Here is a 19191-nt window from a genome sequence, read left to right as displayed (position 1 = left end):
GGCGCTCCGGTCGCTTACGCGACTACGACCCCAACGGCACGATTCCCCTTCAATTGACTTAGCCAGCAGTCAGATACCCGAATTCACCAGCTCTTAGGGGCTGGTTTACCCCCTAGCGGCCTCAACCTGAAGGATTGCCCATGGACTACTTCCCGATTTTCTGCCAACTGCAAAACAAAGCCTGCCTGCTGGTCGGTGGTGGTGAAGTGGCCGAACGTAAAGCTCGCTTATTGCTTGATGCGGGTGCTGTCGTCACCGTCAATGCCTGTGAATTTACCGAGCAGTTTCACGATTGGGCGGAGCAAGGGCAACTTTCATTAGTTAGTGGCGAATTCGCACCGGAACTGTTGGCAGAAAAATGGTTGGTGATTGCAGCGACTGACCAGGTGACCGTCAATGCGTTGGTCTATCAAAGCGCCAACCAACAGCGGGTGTTCTGCAATGTGGTTGATGACCCGAAGCGCACCAGTTTTATTATGCCATCAATCATTGACCGCTCTCCTATCATGATAGCTATCTCTTCTGGCGGAAAAGCTCCAGTGTTAGCGCGATTGCTGCGAGAAAAACTGGAAGCTATGCTGCCACAGCATTTGGGCCAATTGGCACAGTTGGCAGGTCACTTACGTCAGCGGGTAAAACAGCATTTTGCCGCGATGACTGACCGTCGCCGTTTCTGGGAAAAACTGCTCACCCACGACCGTCTGGCGCAATCACTGGCTAATGAGGATCAGGTACAAGTCGAGCAACACGTTGAGCAACTGTTCAATGCGCCACTGTCTGATCGCGGCGAAGTAGTATTAGTTGGAGCCGGGCCGGGGGATGCTGGTTTGCTGACATTGAAAGGTTTACAGCAGATTCAGCAAGCTGACGTGGTGGTATATGACCGCCTGGTGTCCGATGAAGTGATGAATTTAGTGCGACGCGACGCCGAGCGAATTTTTGTCGGTAAAGAGTCTGGCCGCCACACCGTACCACAGGATCAAATCAATCAGATTTTGCTGCAACAGGCGCAACAAGGGAAACGCGTGGTGCGTTTGAAAGGCGGCGATCCGTTTATTTTTGGCCGTGGCGGCGAAGAGCTGGAAACACTGGCAGACTACGATATTCCGTTTTCTGTGGTACCGGGAATTACCGCTGCATCTGGCTGTTCAGCCTACAGTGGCATTCCACTGACCCATCGCGATCACGCCCAGAGTGTGCGGCTGATTACCGGCCACGCCAAAAAAGACAGTCAGTTGGATTGGGCAAATCTGGCGGCAGAAAAACAAACTTTAGTGTTCTATATGGGCCTATCACAGGCCGCAGAGATTCAGCAGCAACTGATTCGACACGGTATGCCAGCGGCAACCCCTGTTGCTCTGGTCGAGAATGGTACCTCACGGCATCAGCGGGTGGTAAGCGGCGAACTGAGTCAGCTGGCACTACTTTCTCAGCAAGTCAGCAGCCCAAGCCTGATTATCGTCGGCAGTGTTGTCAGCTTACGTGAAAAACTGAATTGGTTTTCCAGCGCGGAACATGGCAAAGCAGGGACGAAGGAACAAGTTGAAAAAGTGGGTTAAGCTAAATTTGAGTCAGAAGGGGGAAGGCTCCCCCTTCGAATGACTTATTGATTCACTTATGGATGTGCAACAAAACCAATAGCTTCATACACTTTAGCCAGTGTATCTTGTGCGCGAGCACGCGCCTTAGCCGCACCTTCACGCATAACTTCCTGCAAGAAAGCCTCGTCTTCGCGATATTGATGATAACGCGCCTGAAGCTCGCTCAGCATGCCAGAAACTGCATCGGCAACCGCACCTTTCAAATGACCATACATTTGGCCTTCAAACTGGGCTTCCAGTTCAGGAATAGACTGACCTGTCACACCTGACAAGATATCCAGCAGGTTAGAAACACCGGCTTTCTTCTCAGTGTCATAACGGATAACCGCTGGCTCATCAGAATCGGTCATGGCGCGTTTAATCTTTTTCACCACAGATTTAGGATCTTCCAATAATTCGATGACGTTATTGCGGTTATCATCAGACTTGGACATTTTTTTGGTCGGATCCTGCAAGGACATCACCCGCGCACCGGCTTTTGGAATAAACGGCTCAGGAATTTTGAAGATATCGCCATACAGATTATTGAATCGGCTGGCGATATCACGGCTCAGTTCCAGGTGTTGTTTCTGGTCTTCACCGACTGGTACCTGGTTAGTCTGATACAGCAAAATATCCGCCGCCATCAATACCGGATAATCGAACAAACCGGCGTTAATATTTTCAGCATAACGGGCTGATTTGTCTTTGAACTGAGTCATGCGGCTCAGTTCGCCGAAATAGGTGTAGCAGTTCAATGCCCAGCCCAGTTGCGAGTGCTCTGGCACATGGGATTGAACAAAAATGGTGCTTTTCTGCGGATCAATACCGCAAGCCAGATACAGCGCCAGGGTATCGAGCGTTCTTTTACGTAGCAACGTTGGGTCCTGACGAGCAGTGATTGCATGCAGGTCAACAATGCAATAGATGCAATCATAGTCATCCTGCATCTGTACCCACTGACGCAGCGCACCCATGTAATTGCCAATAGTCAATTCGCCGGACGGCTGCGCGCCGCTAAATACGATAGGTTTTTGTTTATCGGATACAGCAGGTATTTCAGTGGGTTTACTCATTTTATACTTCCTGATCTTTTAAAGATGGTAGCCCGATGGCGGGCAACAGACAGGCAAAGTGCTCCAGCACACAGTCAGGATGACTGGTGGCAATAGCTTCACCGTAGTTATATCCATAGGTCAGCCCGACACAGGGGCAACCCGCCGCCTGCGCGGCCATAATGTCATTACGTGAATCACCAACAAACAGCATCTCATGGGCATGCAAGCCAAGTTTGGCCAACAATAAATACAATGGAGCTGGATGCGGTTTCTTCACCACAACATCATCACCGCCAATGATGACGGAGAAATAATCGGCAATACCCAAAGACCTCAGCAGCGGTGCAACAAATGGCGTGGGCTTATTGGTAATCAGGCCCATCGGCAGGCCACTGGCCGCCAGTTGTTCCAATGTCGCTTTCACTTGCGGGAATAGCTGACTTCCCTGCTCAACCGTCTGGGCGTAATAGTGGTCAAACAATTCACGGGTATGCGCCACAGATTGTGCATCTGGCTCGCGGCCAGCCCAGCGCAATGCACGCTCGACTAACACATCAGCGCCATTGCCAATCCAGGTTGATACCAAATCTTTACCGGCAACCGGCAAGTTTTGATGTGACAGCGCCATATCAATCGCGCTGGCAAGCCCTGGAGCGCTATCAACCAATGTGCCATCCAGATCGAAAGCCACACCGCGGATAGAGTCGAACTTAGTCATTGGCAGACATCGCCAATTCACTGCGCATGGCATCAATGACTGCGGCGTAATCTGGTTGATTGAAAATAGCCGAACCGGCAACAAACATATCGGCACCTGCTGCCGCGATATCGCGGATATTATCCACTTTAACGCCACCATCTACTTCCAAACGAATGTCATAACCGCTGTCATCAATCAACTTACGCACCTGACGCAATTTGTTCAGCGTTTCAGGAATGAAGGATTGACCACCGAAGCCGGGGTTCACCGACATCAACAAAATGACATCCAGCTTATCCATCACATAGTCAAGATAGCTAAGCGGAGTGGCTGGGTTGAACACCAAACCCGCCTTGCACCCACTCTCTTTGATGAGCTGCAAGGTGCGATCAACATGTTCTGAGGCTTCAGGATGGAATGTGATATAGGTGGCACCTGCTTTGGCAAAATCCGGGACAATACGGTCGACCGGTTTTACCATCAGATGAACATCAATAGGGGCAGTAATACCGTAATCACGCAGAGCCTTGCACACCATCGGCCCGATAGTCAGATTAGGAACGTAATGATTGTCCATCACATCAAAATGCACAACATCAGCACCGGCGGCGAGCACCTTGGCAGTATCCTCACCCAGACGGGCAAAATCTGCTGACAGAATAGACGGGGCAATTAAAAACTTTTTCATCCGCTTCTCCAAACGTGTCTCTTTGTTTTATGAGGCGTCAGCGTGGCAAGCTTTCTCTCTCACAAACCATGGGGTTTGAATCTTTACTGAGCGGCAGCCCCGCTCAGCTATACAGCGCCAAAAGCTCATTCACTTTACTACGGCCAAGGATATTCCGGCTGATAGTACGGCGCGCTTTGACCACATGCAGTGACGCCTGATGATACCAATCGCGCGTCAGTTCTGTGTCGTGATTAGAAATCAGGACCGGGATCTTATTTTCTGCTGACAGCTGGTAAGCCAGACGAGCCAGATTCTGTTGATCCGCCAGACCAAAGTTACTGGTGTGATATGCCGTAAAATTAGCCGTCGCTGATAATGGTGCATACGGAGGATCGCAGTAAACCACTGCCCCGTGCACAGCTTTTAGTAAAGTTTCCTGATAGTGCTCACAAACAAAAATGGCATTTTGCGATTTTTCAGCAAACCAATACAGTTCATTTTCCGGGAAATAAGGTCTTTTGTAACGACCAAAAGGCACATTGAATTCACCGCTCAAATTATAACGACACAGACCGTTATAACAATGGCGATTCAAGTAGAGAAACAATAATGCACGCCGATAGGCATCGGTGCTGGCGTTAAACTCTTGACGCAGTTGGTAAAACTGTTCGGAATTATTGAAATCGCCGGTGAATAAAACGCGAGCATCACGCACGAAGTCATCAGTGCGGTCCTTCACGATATTGTAGAGGTTGATCAGATCACTGTTGATATCGGCCAGTATGTAAGATTCATACTCGGTGTTAAGGAACACCGAACCCGCACCGACGAATGGCTCTATCAAGCAGTCTCCCGCTGGTAGATGGCGTCGAATGTCATCAACCAGCGGATATTTCCCACCAGCCCATTTTAAAAAAGCGCGGTTTTTCTTCATGCCGTCAGTTAGCTACTTAATAATTCAGAGCCGCAGATTGTACTCTGTTTCAGACAGCACATCAGCGCACAAATAAGAATGATTTATTTTCTAAGGTCTTGCTGTACTTGTTGTACAGGTTTAACCCACGGTTTTTTCGCCTGAACATCGGCCGGTAATGTGGCTATCGCCCTTTTTGCATCAGCAGAAGAGGCGTAATTACCACTCACCAGGATGTACCAAGGCTTACCATCACGTTTAGTTTCATACACATGATAGTCAGATAATTTCTGCTGCTTAGCATAAGCATTCAAGGTATCTGAACGCGATGCACTGCTCAATTGCAACGTAAAGTGGCTACCAGAGGCATTTTTCAATGCGCTGCTGCTGCCAGTTGAGCCTGACTTCACCCCTGCGGAAGCGGCTGGAGACACTACCGTAGTTGGATTTTTATGACTAATCGCAGGTTGTTTAGTCGCGGCTGTGGCCTGTTTCTGCGCCGGGTGAGTAATGGTTTCCCGTGCTACTGGCGCTTTGGCCCCTTTCGAAGTCGAAACCGTTGCTGGCGCTGTTGGCAATGTGGATGTCTGACCATCATTCATATTCTGAGACAAGGTATCTACCTGCCCCTGAGTCTGAGAGAGTGCGTCAGACATATTACCCGGCAATTCAACACGTTGAGTCGGAGCGTTAGCAGAAGACTGCGGTGCAGCCTCGGTTGGTGTCGGAGAAATCGGCGGAACATTGATATCTTGTGGCTGAGCGTTGTTCTTCACGCCATTGGCATCATGGCCATCGGTGGTGTTATTTGCCACACCTGGTTGGGTATTATTGCCGCTGGTCAGTGAGGATGAATCAGACAGATTGATGTTTCGCGCAGCATCCACATTTGGATTTTGTTGGGATGCTTCGTGCTCTGTCGGTGCTTTCAGGGCTGAACCGATGGCAATAATAATCAATAACAGCACTAAAATGCCGATACCAATCATCATATGTTGGCGTGAAACAGCAAGCTTAGGCCCAGTCGAGGACTTACGGGCACGTGTAGGGCGACGGTCACTGCTATCTGGTTTCAGATCGTCTTCCGGCTTTAAATCATCCATCTAAACCCTCCAACTAGAGGCAAAAGCCGACCGCATTTATCATTGCAGCCCGGCTGATTGATTTTACTGACTGCTAACAGGCTAAACCGCCCGCAGCAAAGGAATATGATAAAACGTATAATATCGTACTTATGCCATTTTCTATAACTGGCAATCAGCGATAGACGCCAGCACCATGTCATGCGCAATACCGCTACGAATTTCTGACTGACCTATCGCAGTTGGCAGTACCAGACGAAGCTCTCCGGCCAGCACTTTTTTATCTCGCATCATGTGTGGTAAATAGGACTCTAGCGTCATTTCCTGCGGCCCGCTGACTGGCAGACCGGCACGTAAAAGCAGTTTCTTGATACGCTCAACATCTTCAGCTGAGAACTGGCCCAATCGACGGGAGGTGTGCGCGGCCATCATCATTCCGGCGGCAACAGCTTCCCCGTGTAGCCAGACGCCATAACCCATTTCGGCCTCAATGGCATGACCATAAGTATGACCCAAATTGAGTAAAGCGCGCATCCCGCTCTCTTCCCGTTCATCGGCAGCGACAACATCGGCTTTCAATTCACAGCAACGACGGATGCAGTAGGCTAATGCCGACATATCCAGTGCAAGAAGTGAGTCGATATTGGTTTCCAGCCACTCAAAGAAAGCTGCGTCAAGAATGATGCCGTATTTGATAACTTCAGCCAGCCCGGAAGCAAGCTCACGTGAAGGGAGGGTTTTAAGACAATTAAGGTCAACCACTACCGATGCGGGCTGGTAGAAAGCACCAATCATGTTCTTACCCAATGGATGATTCACTGCGGTTTTACCACCGACAGAGGAATCCACTTGAGAAAGTAAAGTAGTAGGGACTTGAATAAAGCGAACACCGCGCTGATAGCAAGCGGCGGCAAAACCGGTCAGGTCGCCCACTACACCGCCACCCAAGGCGACAAGTGTAGTATCACGACCGTGCGGTTTTTCCAGAAGGGCAGAAAATACCTGCTCCAGAACACTCAGAGATTTATACTGCTCGCCATCAGGTAAAATCACCTGATCAACTTTAATGCCGCCTTGTTCCAGCACTGCCCGGAGCGAATCCAGATAGAGTGGCGCTAGCGTTTGGTTGGTTACCAGCATGACCTGGTCACCCGCCTTCAGCGGCTTAAAAGAGACTGGATCATTGAATAATCCAGCAGCAATCGTAATCGGGTAGCTACGCTCCCCTAACGTGACAGTAATCTTCTCCATGTCGCGCCCAGTAACCTTCTTAACTTACGCCCGTGGGCATTAGTAAAATGCTAAAATCAGTTACTTTCCAGCATGTTGATAATCTGGTTAGCAACAACTTTCGCGCTTTGATCGTCAGTGCGGATGGTGACATCTGCAATTTCTTCGTACAACGGATTACGTTCTTTTGCCAGTGCTTCTAACACTTCACGCGGAGGCGAATCAACCTGCAACAACGGACGTTTTTTGTCGCGCTGCGTACGGGCCAACTGCTTTTCGATCGTGGTTTCCAAGTACACCACAACGCCACGGGCTGACAAACGGTTACGGGTTTCTCTGGATTTAACAGAGCCACCACCGGTTGCCAGCACAATGCCTTGTTTTTCCGTCAGTTCATTAATAACTTTTTCTTCACGATCGCGGAAACCTTCTTCGCCTTCCACGTCGAATACCCAGCCCACGTCAGCTCCGGTACGTCGCTCAATTTCTTGATCAGAGTCGAAAAACTCCATATTGAGTTGCTGAGCTAACTGACGACCAATAGTGCTTTTGCCGGCACCCATAGGCCCAACCAGAAAGATATTGCGTTTCTCTGCCATGTTTTTGGTATTACTAAGACTATTCGTTAATGATAACCCGCCCCGCCAATCAAATTAGCAACGGGACCTAAACTGAAACCTCATGAGCGATAGTGCGAGATCAGACGGAAAATTATCTCAGCACTTCTGGTAGTTTGGCAACCGAATAAATCGTTGTACACGTCGTGGGAGGGAAACCATACGTTTTTATCGGCGTATCAACGTTATTAAAAACCTCGGAGCTCAATTCGGTAACCCTTGTAAGCTAAATCCGAGGCAGCGTCAAATTTAGAAGCCCCCAATCACACAAAAAGTTGCAGAAAGTCACCAAGATTGGTCTGTTTTCATAAATCAGCACCTCATAATACTCAAGCACTGATTAACCTTGGCGTGATGAAAATAACTAACTCCCGACGGCTTTGTTGCCGGGCATCCTGTTTAAACAGCCCACCCAACCAAGGAATATCGGCCAAAATAGGGACTTTATTAAGCCCGTGACTGCTTTTTTGCTGGAAAATCCCGCCTAACACAATCGTTTCGCCATCATTTACCGTAATTTGGGTTTGTATTTCCTGCTTATCTATTAATAAAGTTTCACTATCACCACGTTTCATCGCCATTCCTGGCATATTTTGGCTGATTTTTAAGTTTAAAGTAATTTTACCATTCCGCAGTATTTTCGGTGTGACCTCCATCCCTAGCACTGCTTCTTTAAACTCAATCGTGGTCGCCCCTTTTTTACCTCGCGAGACAGTATACGGAATATCGGAACCTTGCTTGATACTGGCGGTTTGTTGATGAGAGGTCACCAATCGAGGGCTGGCAATGATATCGACCTCATTTTCCTGTTCCAGTGCGCTCAACTCCAGTTCCAGTAGCCTCCCCCCAATGCGGGCAACATTAAAACCGGCGCTGACAGCACTATTTGGTAGAGGCAAATTTACATTAAAATCACTCATTCGAAGTGAAGAGGTAGGTTTGGCATCCCCCATACCCCAGCGTACGCCAAGTTCTTGCAAGTTTTCGCGGCTCATGGTCACGATATGCGCGGCCAACTGGACTTGCTGCAAGGGCAAATCCATCTCTGCCAGCCAATTTTTTAATAATGCTAATGATGCGGGAGTATCGCGAATTAATAATGTATTGGTACGTTTATCTACCACTACGCTGCCCAGAGGGGACAGTAGCCCCCCTTCCGCCAGATTCAAACTGTCGGCAACTTCTTCGGCATTGGCATATTGTAAGGCGAGACTCAAATTACTCAGCGATTCCGGCGCGGTTTTTTGTTCCGCCCGCAATCGCCTTTCCTCACTATCCTGTTCGGTGAAAACCAACATCACCGCCCCTTCCCGCTCTACTTTCAGGTGACTCATCCGTAAAACGATTGCAAGCGCTTGATCCCAAGGGACATCCACTAGTCGGAGGCTGAGATTCGCGCCAATATCCGACGCAATGACTAAGTTTAATTGCTGATAATCAGCCAATGCTTGTAATACCACGGTGGCGGGAGCATCTTGAAACTCCAGTGAAACTGGCTTGCCACTTTTGGCATCAGTGGCAAACGAAGTGGTGAGCAAAACACCGCACAGTAGAAGAGTGGAAAATAGTTCTCGCGCCATGCAGCATGCAGCCCAAAGCCAGTTTTTGATTTTAAATATGATTGTGATTTTAAATAGCGAGACTCTCATCAGATTCATTCCTTTTAATACTGATTATTAATGGGTTAGCGCATTGAAAGCACCATAGAACCCGATGAGCCTGAGCATGATCGCTCCGCATTGACATGCTGGAGGCTAACCTGCCGCTCACTGATGTGAGTTACCTGCCAATAGGGCAATAAGCGCGTTTCTATCGCCACCTTTTGCCACTGCCCCTCTGAACGTTGTACCCAGCCAATATGATAATCTGCACCGCGGACAATGCCCTGCAATCGCCACCCGGCAAGCGTTTTCCGATCATCATCACAAGATGCCGTTGATATTCGCTCAAAAGGATTGCGCCCAACCTCTGCCAATAGGGATTCTGCACCCACAACTGGAAACTGTGATACTGCGACCAGTAGCCCTCCGATCACCCACGCACTCCTACGGTGATAACTCACTTCCACCTCCGGCAAGATACTCTTGTAGGGTTAGTTTTACGGTCAGTGCATGGTTATCACGCGTAATATCAATTAGTTGGATTTGAATCGGTGATGGAGTGGTGGCTAACTGACGAAGTAAATGGCGTAATCCATAAAAGTTGATCCGTAAGGTTGCTGCCCATTGTTGTTGCTCGACAAGACCCGCTCCGCCACCTCCCACAAGCGGTTCAGATTGACGCTGCCAACTGATAACCTGACCACCAAAAGGCCCAATCCATTTGCCGACTAAATGTGCTATTGAGCCGCCGGGTTGCTGTCGCGATGCTTCTGCCACACTCAACGCGGTCAGTTCCTGTTGAAGAGAAAATAGCGATGGGAACAGTGCCAACTCTGACTGTTGCCGCTCAACCTGTTGTTGGTGTTGGATAATTTCCTGAGTGCTGAGCTGCTGCTGTTGCCATTGAGGGCGCAGCAGCATGCTATAAACACCTAAACCCATCAGCCCCAGTACCCCCCATTGATATAAGTAGAGCTGCCAGCCAGGCCGATCCAGCCAACGTTGCAACTGTTTATTCATCACTTATCCCCTCCTGAGGCCAATCCGCCTGTGCCATAAACCGAAAATGCCCATCATCCCGTTGAGCAATCCGCTGTAGGCGCACATTTGCCAGTAGAGGCTGTCGGCCCAATCGCGCTAAAAAATCATGGATCGCGGCGTAATCTTGGCTGACTGCCTCGAAAACCAGCTTATCGCTTTGCGGTATCAGGCTGATCAACCAGCAGTTATCGGGAATTTGCTGGGATAGCTGTTGCAGTAACACCGAGTAACGATGGGCAGATTGATGCATTTGCCGATACATCTGTATTCGCTGCTCCGCACGCTGTTTTCGCGCCATGAGTTGTTGCACCTGTTGATGCTGCTGGCTCAATACAGACTGCTGTTGCAAAAGTGCCCTCAGACTGCCTTGTTGGCTGATTTGTCGTGAGTGTAACTGCATCTGCATAGCCACCAGAGAGATGGCAAAAAGTATCCCTTGGCACAAACCTATGTTGCGCCAAAATCGGTAGCGAGATCGCTGACAGGCTGTACGCCATGATGAAAAGTTAACTTGATACATCAGTCATCTACTGGGCGTAATGCCAGTCCTCCGGCTAAGGTGAATGCTGCCGGTGATGAAGGCAAGGGAGGTTGATACTGAGTAAATGCAGCAAAAGGTGACCAGAGTGCAGTATTTTCCGGTGCAGGCTCACCCATGATACTGCTGTAATACACTTTGACTGCCTTATCACTCAATGCAGAATATTGGGTCCGAAGTTGCGTCAATAATATCGATAACGGATTGAGCATATTAGAGCCGCCCTCCGGTGCATCGTCAGTTTCGATAGCCACCACACCGAAGATAAACGGCATGTCACTGGAGGAGACCCACAGCCACTCATGCGCCAGCCGATGGACTAACCAATAAGGCCCCACTAAACCGGCTGCCATCGCCATATAACGTAGAGCGCAGGGAGTGATATCAATGATGTGTGATGGCAGATCAGCCTGTTGTAAGCATTCTTGCCATTGGCGAACTTCTGACTGGCGAGCAGCAGTGATTAATAATTCACGCTCAGACACCGCCCGATAATCCAGCGCCAATTCCTGGCTGCTTAGCGGGAAAAGCTTGCTTGCCACTGCATGAATGAAGCCCTCGCGTTCGGGTTCGCGTAACCGCCGATCCGGGGCGGGAATGCTCTGTTGCAAGATCCGCTGTGCGGGCAATGCAATGCGTAATGAAATATGTCTCGGTAATTGTTTGCGTAATAATTTGAGTTTGTCGCTAACCACATCTGGCTGTTGTAAAATACCCTCCCGCACAGCCCCATAAGGTAAGGTTTGATGCCACCAGTACCGCAGTTGCCAACCATAGCGCCGTCTGACAACTGCCAAGGCGCGTATCGCCTCCATTTGAATATCTAGCCCAACCTGCCAATATTGTGTGTACATCTTTGTCGACCTCCGTGTCGAGACAGAATAAAAGTACGTATCCATGTAACGGGCTTGCCTTTATACTACGGCGCGGTTGTTTATAAACTGCCCAATTGACATTGAATGGGAAATCTCAGGTGAAGTTCGTAAAGTATTTTTTGATCCTTGCGGTGTGTTGCATTTTACTGGGAGCAGCCTCAATATTTGGCCTGTACAAATATATTGAGCCTCAGCTACCCGACGTTGCCACACTGAAAGATGTCCGGCTGCAAACACCTATGTTGGTGTATAGCGCCGAAGGCGAATTGATCGCCCAATACGGTGAAAAGCGCCGTATCCCGTTGACATTAAAACAAATTCCACCAGAAATGGTGCATGCGTTTATTGCGACGGAAGATAGCCGATTCTATGAGCATCACGGTGTGGACCCGGTGGGTATCCTACGTGCGGCTTCTATTGCTATGGTGTCGGGGCGCGCCTCTCAAGGGGCCAGTACCATCACCCAGCAATTAGCGCGAAACTTTTTCTTAAGCCCGGAACGAACCTTGATGCGTAAAATCAAGGAGGCTTTTCTGGCCATTCGCATTGAACAGCTACTGACCAAAGATGAAATTCTTGAGTTGTATCTGAACAAGATCTATCTGGGTTACCGCGCCTATGGTGTCGGGGCGGCGGCGCAGGTTTATTTCGGTAAAGAAGTCAACGAGTTGACTCTCAGCCAGATGGCGATGATTGCCGGTTTGCCAAAAGCGCCATCAACTTTCAACCCGCTTTACTCACATGACCGCGCTGTTGCACGTCGTAATGTGGTGCTGTCGCGCATGTTGGATGAAAAGTACATCACCCAAGCGCAGTACGATCAGGCTCGTAGTGAAGAGTTAGTTGCCAACTACCATGCGCCGCAAATTGCTTTCTCAGCACCTTATCTGTCCGAAATGGTGCGTCAGGAAATGATTAAGCGCTATGGCGAAAACGCCTATACCGACGGTTATCAGGTCTATACCACTATCACCAAAAAGCTTCAGCTCGCGGCGGTGGACTCCTTACGCGCCAATGTGTTGGCTTATGACATGCGCCACGGCTATCGTGGCCCATCCAATGTGTTATGGAAGGTGGGCGAAAGCGCGTGGAGTCGTGAGCAAATTATTGATTCACTGAAAACACTGCCAGTCTATGGCCCACTGTTGCCTGCGGTTATCACTGAGGCAAATGCGGAACAGGCAACAGCCATGTTGGCTGATGGTAGTAGCGTGACATTACCGATGGCCGGTATGCGCTGGGCGCGTCCGTATAAATCTGACAATGCTCAGGGGCCGACACCTAAAAAGGTCACCGATGTTGTTCAGCCAGGTCAGCAGATTTGGGTCAGAAAAGTGGATGACAACTGGTGGCTCGCTCAAGTACCAGACGTCAACTCTGCCTTGGTTTCTATTGACCCGAATAATGGTGCGATTAAAGCGCTGGTAGGCGGTTTTGACTTTAACCAAAGTAAATTCAACCGTGTTACACAAGCATTGCGTCAGGTTGGTTCGAATATCAAACCTTTCCTGTACACCGCGGCGATGGACAAAGGCCTGACCTTGGCAAGCATTCTCAACGACTTGCCGATTACTCGTTGGGATGCCGGTGCGGGTACCGACTGGCGGCCAAAAAACTCGCCACCCACTTATGACGGCCCGATTCGTCTACGCCAAGGCCTGGGTCAATCGAAAAACGTGGTGATGGTGCGAGCCATGCGCGCCATGGGTGTAGATTATGCGGCTGAATATCTGCAACGCTTTGGTTTCCCGGCACAAAACATCGTGCATTCAGAATCATTGGCGCTGGGTTCCGCTTCATTCACGCCATTGCAGCTAGTCCGAGGTTATGCGGTGTTGGCAAACGGCGGCTATTTGGTCGATCCGTATTTCATCACCAAAATCACCGATGATACCGGCAATGTGCTGTTTGAAACGAAACCGAAAATTGTCTGTGAAGAGTGTAACCTGCCGGTCATTTATGGCGATACACAGCGCTCTGTGGTGCTATCCGACGATAACACCGAAAATGTGGCGACGTCACAAACCAATAATGCCAGCAATGTGCCAATGCCGGAGCTGGAACAAGTCACTCCAGCACAAGCTAAGCTCAATAGCGATGAGCAATATGCACCGCATGTAATAAGCACACCGCTGGCGTTCCTGATTCGCGATGCATTGAACTCCAACATCTTCGGTGAACCGGGCTGGATGGGGACAGGCTGGCGTGCTGGGCGCGATTTAAAACGCAAAGATATCGGCGGTAAAACCGGTACCACCAACAACTCGAAAGATGCATGGTTCTCCGGCTATGGCCCGGACACTGTGACATCAGTCTGGATTGGTTTTGACGATCATCGCCGTGACTTGGGTCGTAGTACTGCATCTGGCGCAATTTCTGACCAGATATCAGGTGCTGAAGGCGGGGCGAAAACTGCTCAACCGGCGTGGAATGACTTTATGAAAGCAGCCCTTGAAGGTTTGCCGGAAAAACAAGTCGCGCCACCACCGGGTATCGTCAGTGTAGTGATTGATAAGCAAACAGGTAAACTATCCACAGGTGGGCCAGGTAGCCGCTCAGAGTACTTTATCGAGGGGACACAACCTACCGAATATTCTGTACATGAAGCGGGTACCACGCTGATGGATAACGGCCAGACTCACGAACTGTTCTGATAATTGAGTTACTGCTGATAAGCCGGGGATCGCAAGATCACCCGGCTTTTTTATTAGAGCAGCTCAATATTAAGCGATACCCGCTTTAGTCAGAAATGCCTGGGCCAAAAACAGTGCGCTGACATTGCGGGCTTCGCAAAAACCGGGTTCATCAAGCAGTGCCATCATATTCGCAATCGGCCAGCGCACTTGTGGCAGTGGTTCTGGCTCATCACCTTCCAGACTTTGCGGATAGAGGTTTTGCGCGACAACAATGTTCATTTTGCTCGAGAAGTAGGAGGGGGCCATCGTCAGCTTACTAAGGTAATCAAAACGCTCAGCGCCAAATCCAACTTCCTCCATCAATTCACGATTAGCAGCGTCTAATACGCCCTCTCCGGGATCAATGAGTCCTTTAGGGAAGCCCAATTCATACTCTTCGATACCCACGGCATATTCGCGGATCAGCAGTAAGTCATTACCAATGATTGGCACAATCATAACGGCTTCGCGATTCGATGGGCGCATACGCTCATAAACACGTTGTACACCATTGCTGAACTCCAAACTCACCGCTTCAACAGTAAACAAGCGGGAGCGGGCAATCGTTTCTATTTTATGTATTTTAGGTTTTTGCAGGTGTTTCATAATGGCCCCAAATTAAAACTCGCCGCCGGTCGGACGCACATCGGGGTAGTCAGGCCCATAATATGGTTACTTAATAAGCCACTTTTTACCTATGCGGATTAACCCGACTCTTTATACTGGATTTTATTAGAACTTGATCACATTGTGCGTTAATGAGAACCTTTATCGCAATGTCAGTTAGATATAATTTACCTGTTTTTAACATGGCGGCGAGTTTAGTCAAGATTCAACCGGTTAATTATCATCCTATATCTGCGCAATATCAGTTAAAACTTGTGTTTGAAAATAGGATTATGCTGATATTACCGATGTTTTAGCCTTGCTATCCTTATCAGTCTACGGGCAGTTTAAGAGCACTTGTATTAGGTTATTTGATGAATAACGCTGTTATATGCCTCTGTACTGTGTTTATGCGTAATATGTACCCTAAATAATTCAAGCTGCAGCAAGGCGGCAAATAAAAGCAGCCAACGCACATGCAGTTTGCCGCATGTTGGGTATGATGCATTATTTCATAGAGTTGACGTAAGTCAGGGGCGCTCGGATGGGGATGGGATGAGCACAATAGTCTTAATATTGGCCTTACTGTTGACCAGTCTGATCACAGTGGGTTTGTTGTGGTGGTTCCGATTCCGCCGACCTATCCCCGTAACTGCAACACTGCCGTTCGCGCAACCCACGCATCGAAAACTGACACCGGAAGAGCGGGTCAACATTGAAAACTACCTGCTAAACCAACAAGACAAAATAGGGTTTAAACCCCAGTCAACGTTTGATACCCGAACCCTGACAAACAGTGTGTCTTCGCCCGCGAAACTAATTTTAACACCTCAAAGTGACAATGTTTATGCGGTAACCCGCGCGATTACCCGCTATGGCGTGGCAACTGACGAACCGAATAAATGGCGCTATTATCTTGATTCTATTGAAGTTCACCTACCAGCTTCATGGGAACAATATATTACTCAGGATAATGACGTCGAACTTATCCAAACCCAAACGATCCCTTTGGTTATTTCCCTCAACGGGCATACGCTGAAAAATCATCAGTCAGAGAACACTTACCAGCCTATTTTATCTTCTGTGGCGCAAAACGCGTCAATCCGCAAGGCGGATAGCGAACATATTGAGCTACTGAATATCCGCAAGGAAACTCCGGAAGAATATGCCCTGCATGGTACTAACGGCTTGAAAGAAGCTGGGGCCATTTGTTTGGCATTGCTGTTACTGTTCTTTGCACTGACTGGCCCTGCGGTAACACTGCCCTGGCTGATTATTGTGGCGGCAACACTGACTGGCTGGGCATGCTGGAATATGTTCCGCCCACTATCTGAAAAAGATTTGCGGGAAGTTCATTGCCTAAGTGGCACACCAAAGCGCTGGGGCCTGTTCGGTGAGTCAAATCAGGGGCAGATGAATAATATCTCGCTCGGGATTGTCGATCTGATCTATCCGGCACATTGGGGCCCCTATTTTGCTCATGATTTGGGCAAAAAAACCAATATTGATATCTACCTCAATCGTCAGGTTGTACGTCAGGGGCCGTTTTTGTCCCTGCATGATGAAATGAAGCACTTTCCCCTACAACGCTGGGGGAAAAACCTGACATTAATGGCCGGATCGCTGTTGGTGATGGCGTTATTACTGATCTATGTGCCACTGGGGCTGCCACTAAAATTGAGTGTCGCCTGGTTGCAAGGTGCGCAAAGCCAGCAGGTGACCAGCGTTGAAGCATTAGAAAAAATGCCGCTCCGTATTGGCGATATGCTGAAAGCACAGGGAATGGGGATGTGTTATGTCCCGCCGAATACTCAAAACTCGCACAGTTTTGTTTTCACACCTTTTGATTGCTCCGGTATCTATTGGAATAACGCAGCGCCATTACCGCAACCTGAATCTGAGGTCATTGAAAAAGCAGCATCGCTGGTGGCTACCGTGAATCAACAGCTACACCCCCAAGGTTCGGATGCTAACGTTAACCCACAACTGGCAACCGCTATTGAAAAGTCCGGTATGATTTTGCTGGATAATTTTGCGGATATCGTCTTAAAAACCCAGGCATTATGTGGTGGTGATGCTGATTGTATTCGCCTGAAAAATGCTTTGGTGAATTTGGGGAATGCCAAGAATTGGTCAGGGCTGGTGAAACGAGCACAGTCAGGCACCTTAAAAGGCATGAATGTGCTGTTACGCCCGGTCAGCGCCGACACTCTGGAAAATCTGGTTAAAACGGCAACCTCATCATTTGTTTACCGTGAAACACATCTGGCGACAGAGGCTTTGAACAGCCCTCCACCGGGTGGGTTCCTGATTACCAGCGATGAGGGGAAACAGTTAGTCAATCACCCTGCGCCCTCGGTTCCTCTGTTCGATTACAGTGCGTTGGAGCAGTGGCGCGAATTGCAGCGGCTCTCTGGGCTGCTACTCAATACCCCATTTAAGGCTGAAGGTATCATTACCAATATCACCACCGATGCCAATGGAACTCGCCATATTGCATTACACAGCGAACCGGATATCGTGACACTCGGTCGTTATTTGGGCACCAGCCTGCTGCTGCTGGTTCTGATTGTGTGTTTAGTGGTGAATACCACCTTATTTATTCGGCGCGTCCTGAAAAACCGTAGTCGCATGGATAATATTCAACGCTATTATGATAATTGCTTCAACCAACCCCTCACTCCAGCGCCTTTCCTACGTTAGCCCTTTTTCGTTTATCATTAGTCTTATTTACGCCCTAAATAATTCGAGTTGCAGGAAGGCGGCAATTGAGTGAATCCCCAAGAGCTTACACAAGTAAGTGACTGGGGTGATTGAATGCAGCCAACGCACATGCAGCTTGAAGTATGACGGGTGAATACAGCTAATGTGGAGTCGCGATGCCCCCTGAATTGAATTGGCAAGAAATTGATACCGTGCTGTTGGATATGGATGGCACTCTGCTCGATTTAGAGTTCGACAGCCATTTCTGGCTCAAGCAGGTACCGGAAACACTCAGCCAACGCCGAGGGATATCTCTGGAGCAGGCGCATAAAATTATCCATGATGAATATCTGGCAGTGCAGCACACACTAAATTGGTATTGCTTCGATTATTGGAGCGAGCGGCTAGATTTGGATATCTACGCGATGACTACGCAAGCAGGCAATCGCGTGCGGTTGCGCCAGGATACCCAGCCCTTTTTAGCCAGTTTACGTGAGCGCGGCTTACAAACTATTTTACTCACCAATGCCCATCCGCACAGTCTGGCGGTAAAAATTGAGCACACCGCTCTCGACCAGCACCTTGATTTATTACTTTCTACCCATACATTTGGTTATCCAAAGGAAGATCAACGACTGTGGCAAGCTGTCACGCAGTATACCGGGCTGAATCCTGCCAGAACCTTATTTGTCGATGACAGTGAGAAGATTCTGGATGCTGCGCGCACCTTTGGTATCCGCTACTGTCTGGGAATAGAAAACCCTGACTCCAGCTGTGCTGATAAAGCATTTCACAGCCACCCTGCAATCAATGACTACCGTAAGCTATTGCCTGCATTAGAGTTACGCAAGTAATGTCGGAATAAATGAGCATGACGGCTGGGAGTATTCATGAAAGAGAAAGCAGTCTCGGACGAATCGGTTCGGCTAGATAAATGGCTTTGGGCCGCCCGGTTTTACAAAACCAGAGCAATAGCGCGAGAAATGGTGGATGGCGGCAAAGTCCATTACAACGGGCAGCGTGGTAAACCGAGTAAGCTGGTTGAAATCAATGCCGAAATTCGTCTGCGCCAAGGTAACGATGAGCGCACAGTACGGGTCTTGGCGCTACACCACCAACGCAGAGGCGCAAGTGAAGCGCAGGCATTGTATGAAGAAACTGAGGCCAGCATTGCTAACCGCGAGAAAGTGGCACAAGCACGTAAACTCAATGCTCTGACCATGCCACATCCGGATCGGCGACCGGATAAAAAAGAGCGTCGCAATCTAATCAAATTTAAACAAGGCGAGCCTGAGTAAACTG

At 49.0% G+C, this 19191-nt stretch carries 18 protein-coding genes; 5 read left to right on the top strand and 13 right to left on the bottom strand.

What is annotated here, in order from left to right:
• Positions 1 to 140 precede the first annotated feature (140 nt).
• Positions 141 to 1559: a siroheme synthase CysG gene (gene cysG, locus QSV56_RS13660; RefSeq protein WP_046051833.1), complete on the top strand. Its 1419-nt coding sequence runs from the start codon at positions 141 to 143 to the stop codon at positions 1557 to 1559.
• A 56-nt stretch (positions 1560 to 1615) separates the two neighbouring features.
• On the opposite strand, the gene trpS is transcribed toward cysG, so the two are convergent.
• From trpS to pilM, 12 genes are all read right to left on the bottom strand, one after another.
• Positions 1616 to 2656, bottom strand: coding sequence for a tryptophan--tRNA ligase (gene trpS / locus QSV56_RS13655; RefSeq protein ID WP_019081534.1), 1041 nt, complete (start codon positions 2654 to 2656; stop codon positions 1616 to 1618).
• Position 2657: 1 nt separating this feature from the next.
• On the bottom strand, positions 2658 to 3356 hold the full coding sequence (locus tag QSV56_RS13650; RefSeq protein ID WP_019081535.1) for a phosphoglycolate phosphatase: 699 nt from the start codon (positions 3354 to 3356) through the stop codon (positions 2658 to 2660).
• Positions 3349 to 4026, bottom strand: coding sequence for a ribulose-phosphate 3-epimerase (gene rpe / locus QSV56_RS13645; RefSeq protein ID WP_005174695.1), 678 nt, complete (start codon positions 4024 to 4026; stop codon positions 3349 to 3351). Before rpe ends, QSV56_RS13650 begins: the two co-directional genes overlap by 8 nt.
• Before the next feature lie 103 nt (positions 4027 to 4129).
• A complete protein-coding gene (dam, locus tag QSV56_RS13640) occupies positions 4130 to 4942 on the bottom strand; it encodes an adenine-specific DNA-methyltransferase (RefSeq protein WP_005174698.1) in 813 nt (270 codons plus the stop codon).
• An 83-nt stretch (positions 4943 to 5025) separates the two neighbouring features.
• The gene (locus tag QSV56_RS13635) at positions 5026 to 6024 is read right to left on the bottom strand and encodes an SPOR domain-containing protein (RefSeq protein WP_046694427.1); all 999 of its coding nucleotides are present in this window, start codon (positions 6022 to 6024) and stop codon (positions 5026 to 5028) included.
• 141 nt (positions 6025 to 6165) lie between these two features.
• The gene (aroB, locus tag QSV56_RS13630) at positions 6166 to 7254 is read right to left on the bottom strand and encodes a 3-dehydroquinate synthase (protein ID WP_301212760.1); all 1089 of its coding nucleotides are present in this window, start codon (positions 7252 to 7254) and stop codon (positions 6166 to 6168) included.
• 56 nt (positions 7255 to 7310) lie between these two features.
• A complete protein-coding gene (aroK, locus tag QSV56_RS13625) occupies positions 7311 to 7832 on the bottom strand; it encodes a shikimate kinase AroK (RefSeq protein WP_004391482.1) in 522 nt (173 codons plus the stop codon).
• A 347-nt stretch (positions 7833 to 8179) separates the two neighbouring features.
• Positions 8180 to 9499 carry a DNA uptake porin HofQ gene (hofQ, locus tag QSV56_RS13620; protein ID WP_301212757.1) on the bottom strand — a complete coding sequence of 440 codons (1320 nt, stop codon included), beginning with the start codon at positions 9497 to 9499 and terminating at the stop codon, positions 8180 to 8182.
• Between the two features lie 35 nt (positions 9500 to 9534).
• Positions 9535 to 9885 carry a DNA utilization family protein gene (locus QSV56_RS13615; protein ID WP_046051837.1) on the bottom strand — a complete coding sequence of 117 codons (351 nt, stop codon included), beginning with the start codon at positions 9883 to 9885 and terminating at the stop codon, positions 9535 to 9537.
• 10 nt (positions 9886 to 9895) lie between these two features.
• Complete coding sequence (locus QSV56_RS13610) at positions 9896 to 10471, bottom strand: hypothetical protein (protein ID WP_046694426.1); 576 nt, start codon at positions 10469 to 10471, stop codon at positions 9896 to 9898.
• Positions 10464 to 10892 (bottom strand): PilN domain-containing protein, encoded by a 429-nt coding sequence (locus QSV56_RS13605; protein WP_229690366.1) that lies wholly within the window; start codon positions 10890 to 10892, stop codon positions 10464 to 10466. Before QSV56_RS13605 ends, QSV56_RS13610 begins: the two co-directional genes overlap by 8 nt.
• A gap of 119 nt (positions 10893 to 11011) precedes the next feature.
• Positions 11012 to 11884, bottom strand: coding sequence for a type IV pilus biogenesis protein PilM (pilM, locus tag QSV56_RS13600; protein WP_046051840.1), 873 nt, complete (start codon positions 11882 to 11884; stop codon positions 11012 to 11014).
• Between the two features lie 119 nt (positions 11885 to 12003).
• On the opposite strand from pilM, the gene mrcA reads away from it, so the two are divergent.
• Positions 12004 to 14559 (top strand): peptidoglycan glycosyltransferase/peptidoglycan DD-transpeptidase MrcA, encoded by a 2556-nt coding sequence (gene mrcA, locus QSV56_RS13595; protein ID WP_005174714.1) that lies wholly within the window; start codon positions 12004 to 12006, stop codon positions 14557 to 14559.
• Positions 14560 to 14628: 69 nt separating this feature from the next.
• Here the strand turns inward: mrcA and nudE are convergent, their stop codons facing one another.
• On the bottom strand, positions 14629 to 15186 hold the full coding sequence (gene nudE / locus QSV56_RS13590; protein WP_019081543.1) for an ADP compounds hydrolase NudE: 558 nt from the start codon (positions 15184 to 15186) through the stop codon (positions 14629 to 14631).
• Positions 15187 to 15741: 555 nt separating this feature from the next.
• On the opposite strand from nudE, the gene QSV56_RS13585 reads away from it, so the two are divergent.
• The 3 genes from QSV56_RS13585 (at position 15742) to hslR (ending at position 19187) form a co-directional block, all read left to right on the top strand.
• Positions 15742 to 17889: an intracellular growth attenuator family protein gene (locus QSV56_RS13585; protein ID WP_050335372.1), complete on the top strand. Its 2148-nt coding sequence runs from the start codon at positions 15742 to 15744 to the stop codon at positions 17887 to 17889.
• 176 nt (positions 17890 to 18065) lie between these two features.
• The gene (gene yrfG, locus QSV56_RS13580) at positions 18066 to 18743 is read left to right on the top strand and encodes a GMP/IMP nucleotidase (RefSeq protein ID WP_301212750.1); all 678 of its coding nucleotides are present in this window, start codon (positions 18066 to 18068) and stop codon (positions 18741 to 18743) included.
• Positions 18744 to 18779: 36 nt separating this feature from the next.
• Positions 18780 to 19187 carry a ribosome-associated heat shock protein Hsp15 gene (gene hslR, locus QSV56_RS13575; RefSeq protein WP_005159667.1) on the top strand — a complete coding sequence of 136 codons (408 nt, stop codon included), beginning with the start codon at positions 18780 to 18782 and terminating at the stop codon, positions 19185 to 19187.
• The last annotated feature ends 4 nt before the right edge of the window (positions 19188 to 19191 follow it).

This window comes from Yersinia sp. 22-579, assembly GCF_030433455.1.
Classification (GTDB): Bacteria; Pseudomonadota; Gammaproteobacteria; order Enterobacterales; family Enterobacteriaceae; genus Yersinia; species Yersinia enterocolitica.
The sequence above is the reverse complement of the archived record's forward strand: the minus strand, read 5'-3'. Positions and strand labels throughout refer to the sequence as shown.

Bases quoted from the DNA above. Each gene is read 5' to 3' on its own strand.
- QSV56_RS13605 (WP_229690366.1), bottom strand. From the start codon at position 10,892: ATGCAGTTACACTCACGACAAATCAGCCAACAAGGCAGTCTGAGGGCA.
- pilM (WP_046051840.1), bottom strand. From the start codon at position 11,884: ATGTACACACAATATTGGCAGGTTGGGCTAGATATTCAAATGGAGGCG.
- rpe (WP_005174695.1), bottom strand. From the start codon at position 4,026: ATGAAAAAGTTTTTAATTGCCCCGTCTATTCTGTCAGCAGATTTTGCC.
- aroB (WP_301212760.1), bottom strand. From the start codon at position 7,254: ATGGAGAAGATTACTGTCACGTTAGGGGAGCGTAGCTACCCGATTACG.
- QSV56_RS13585 (WP_050335372.1), top strand. From the start codon at position 15,742: ATGAGCACAATAGTCTTAATATTGGCCTTACTGTTGACCAGTCTGATC.
- yrfG (WP_301212750.1), top strand. From the start codon at position 18,066: ATGCCCCCTGAATTGAATTGGCAAGAAATTGATACCGTGCTGTTGGAT.
- hslR (WP_005159667.1), top strand. From the start codon at position 18,780: ATGAAAGAGAAAGCAGTCTCGGACGAATCGGTTCGGCTAGATAAATGG.
- QSV56_RS13650 (WP_019081535.1), bottom strand. From the start codon at position 3,356: ATGACTAAGTTCGACTCTATCCGCGGTGTGGCTTTCGATCTGGATGGC.
- QSV56_RS13635 (WP_046694427.1), bottom strand. From the start codon at position 6,024: ATGGATGATTTAAAGCCGGAAGACGATCTGAAACCAGATAGCAGTGAC.
- dam (WP_005174698.1), bottom strand. From the start codon at position 4,942: ATGAAGAAAAACCGCGCTTTTTTAAAATGGGCTGGTGGGAAATATCCG.
- QSV56_RS13610 (WP_046694426.1), bottom strand. From the start codon at position 10,471: ATGAATAAACAGTTGCAACGTTGGCTGGATCGGCCTGGCTGGCAGCTC.
- cysG (WP_046051833.1), top strand. From the start codon at position 141: ATGGACTACTTCCCGATTTTCTGCCAACTGCAAAACAAAGCCTGCCTG.
- trpS (WP_019081534.1), bottom strand. From the start codon at position 2,656: ATGAGTAAACCCACTGAAATACCTGCTGTATCCGATAAACAAAAACCT.
- hofQ (WP_301212757.1), bottom strand. From the start codon at position 9,499: ATGAGAGTCTCGCTATTTAAAATCACAATCATATTTAAAATCAAAAAC.
- nudE (WP_019081543.1), bottom strand. From the start codon at position 15,186: ATGAAACACCTGCAAAAACCTAAAATACATAAAATAGAAACGATTGCC.
- aroK (WP_004391482.1), bottom strand. From the start codon at position 7,832: ATGGCAGAGAAACGCAATATCTTTCTGGTTGGGCCTATGGGTGCCGGC.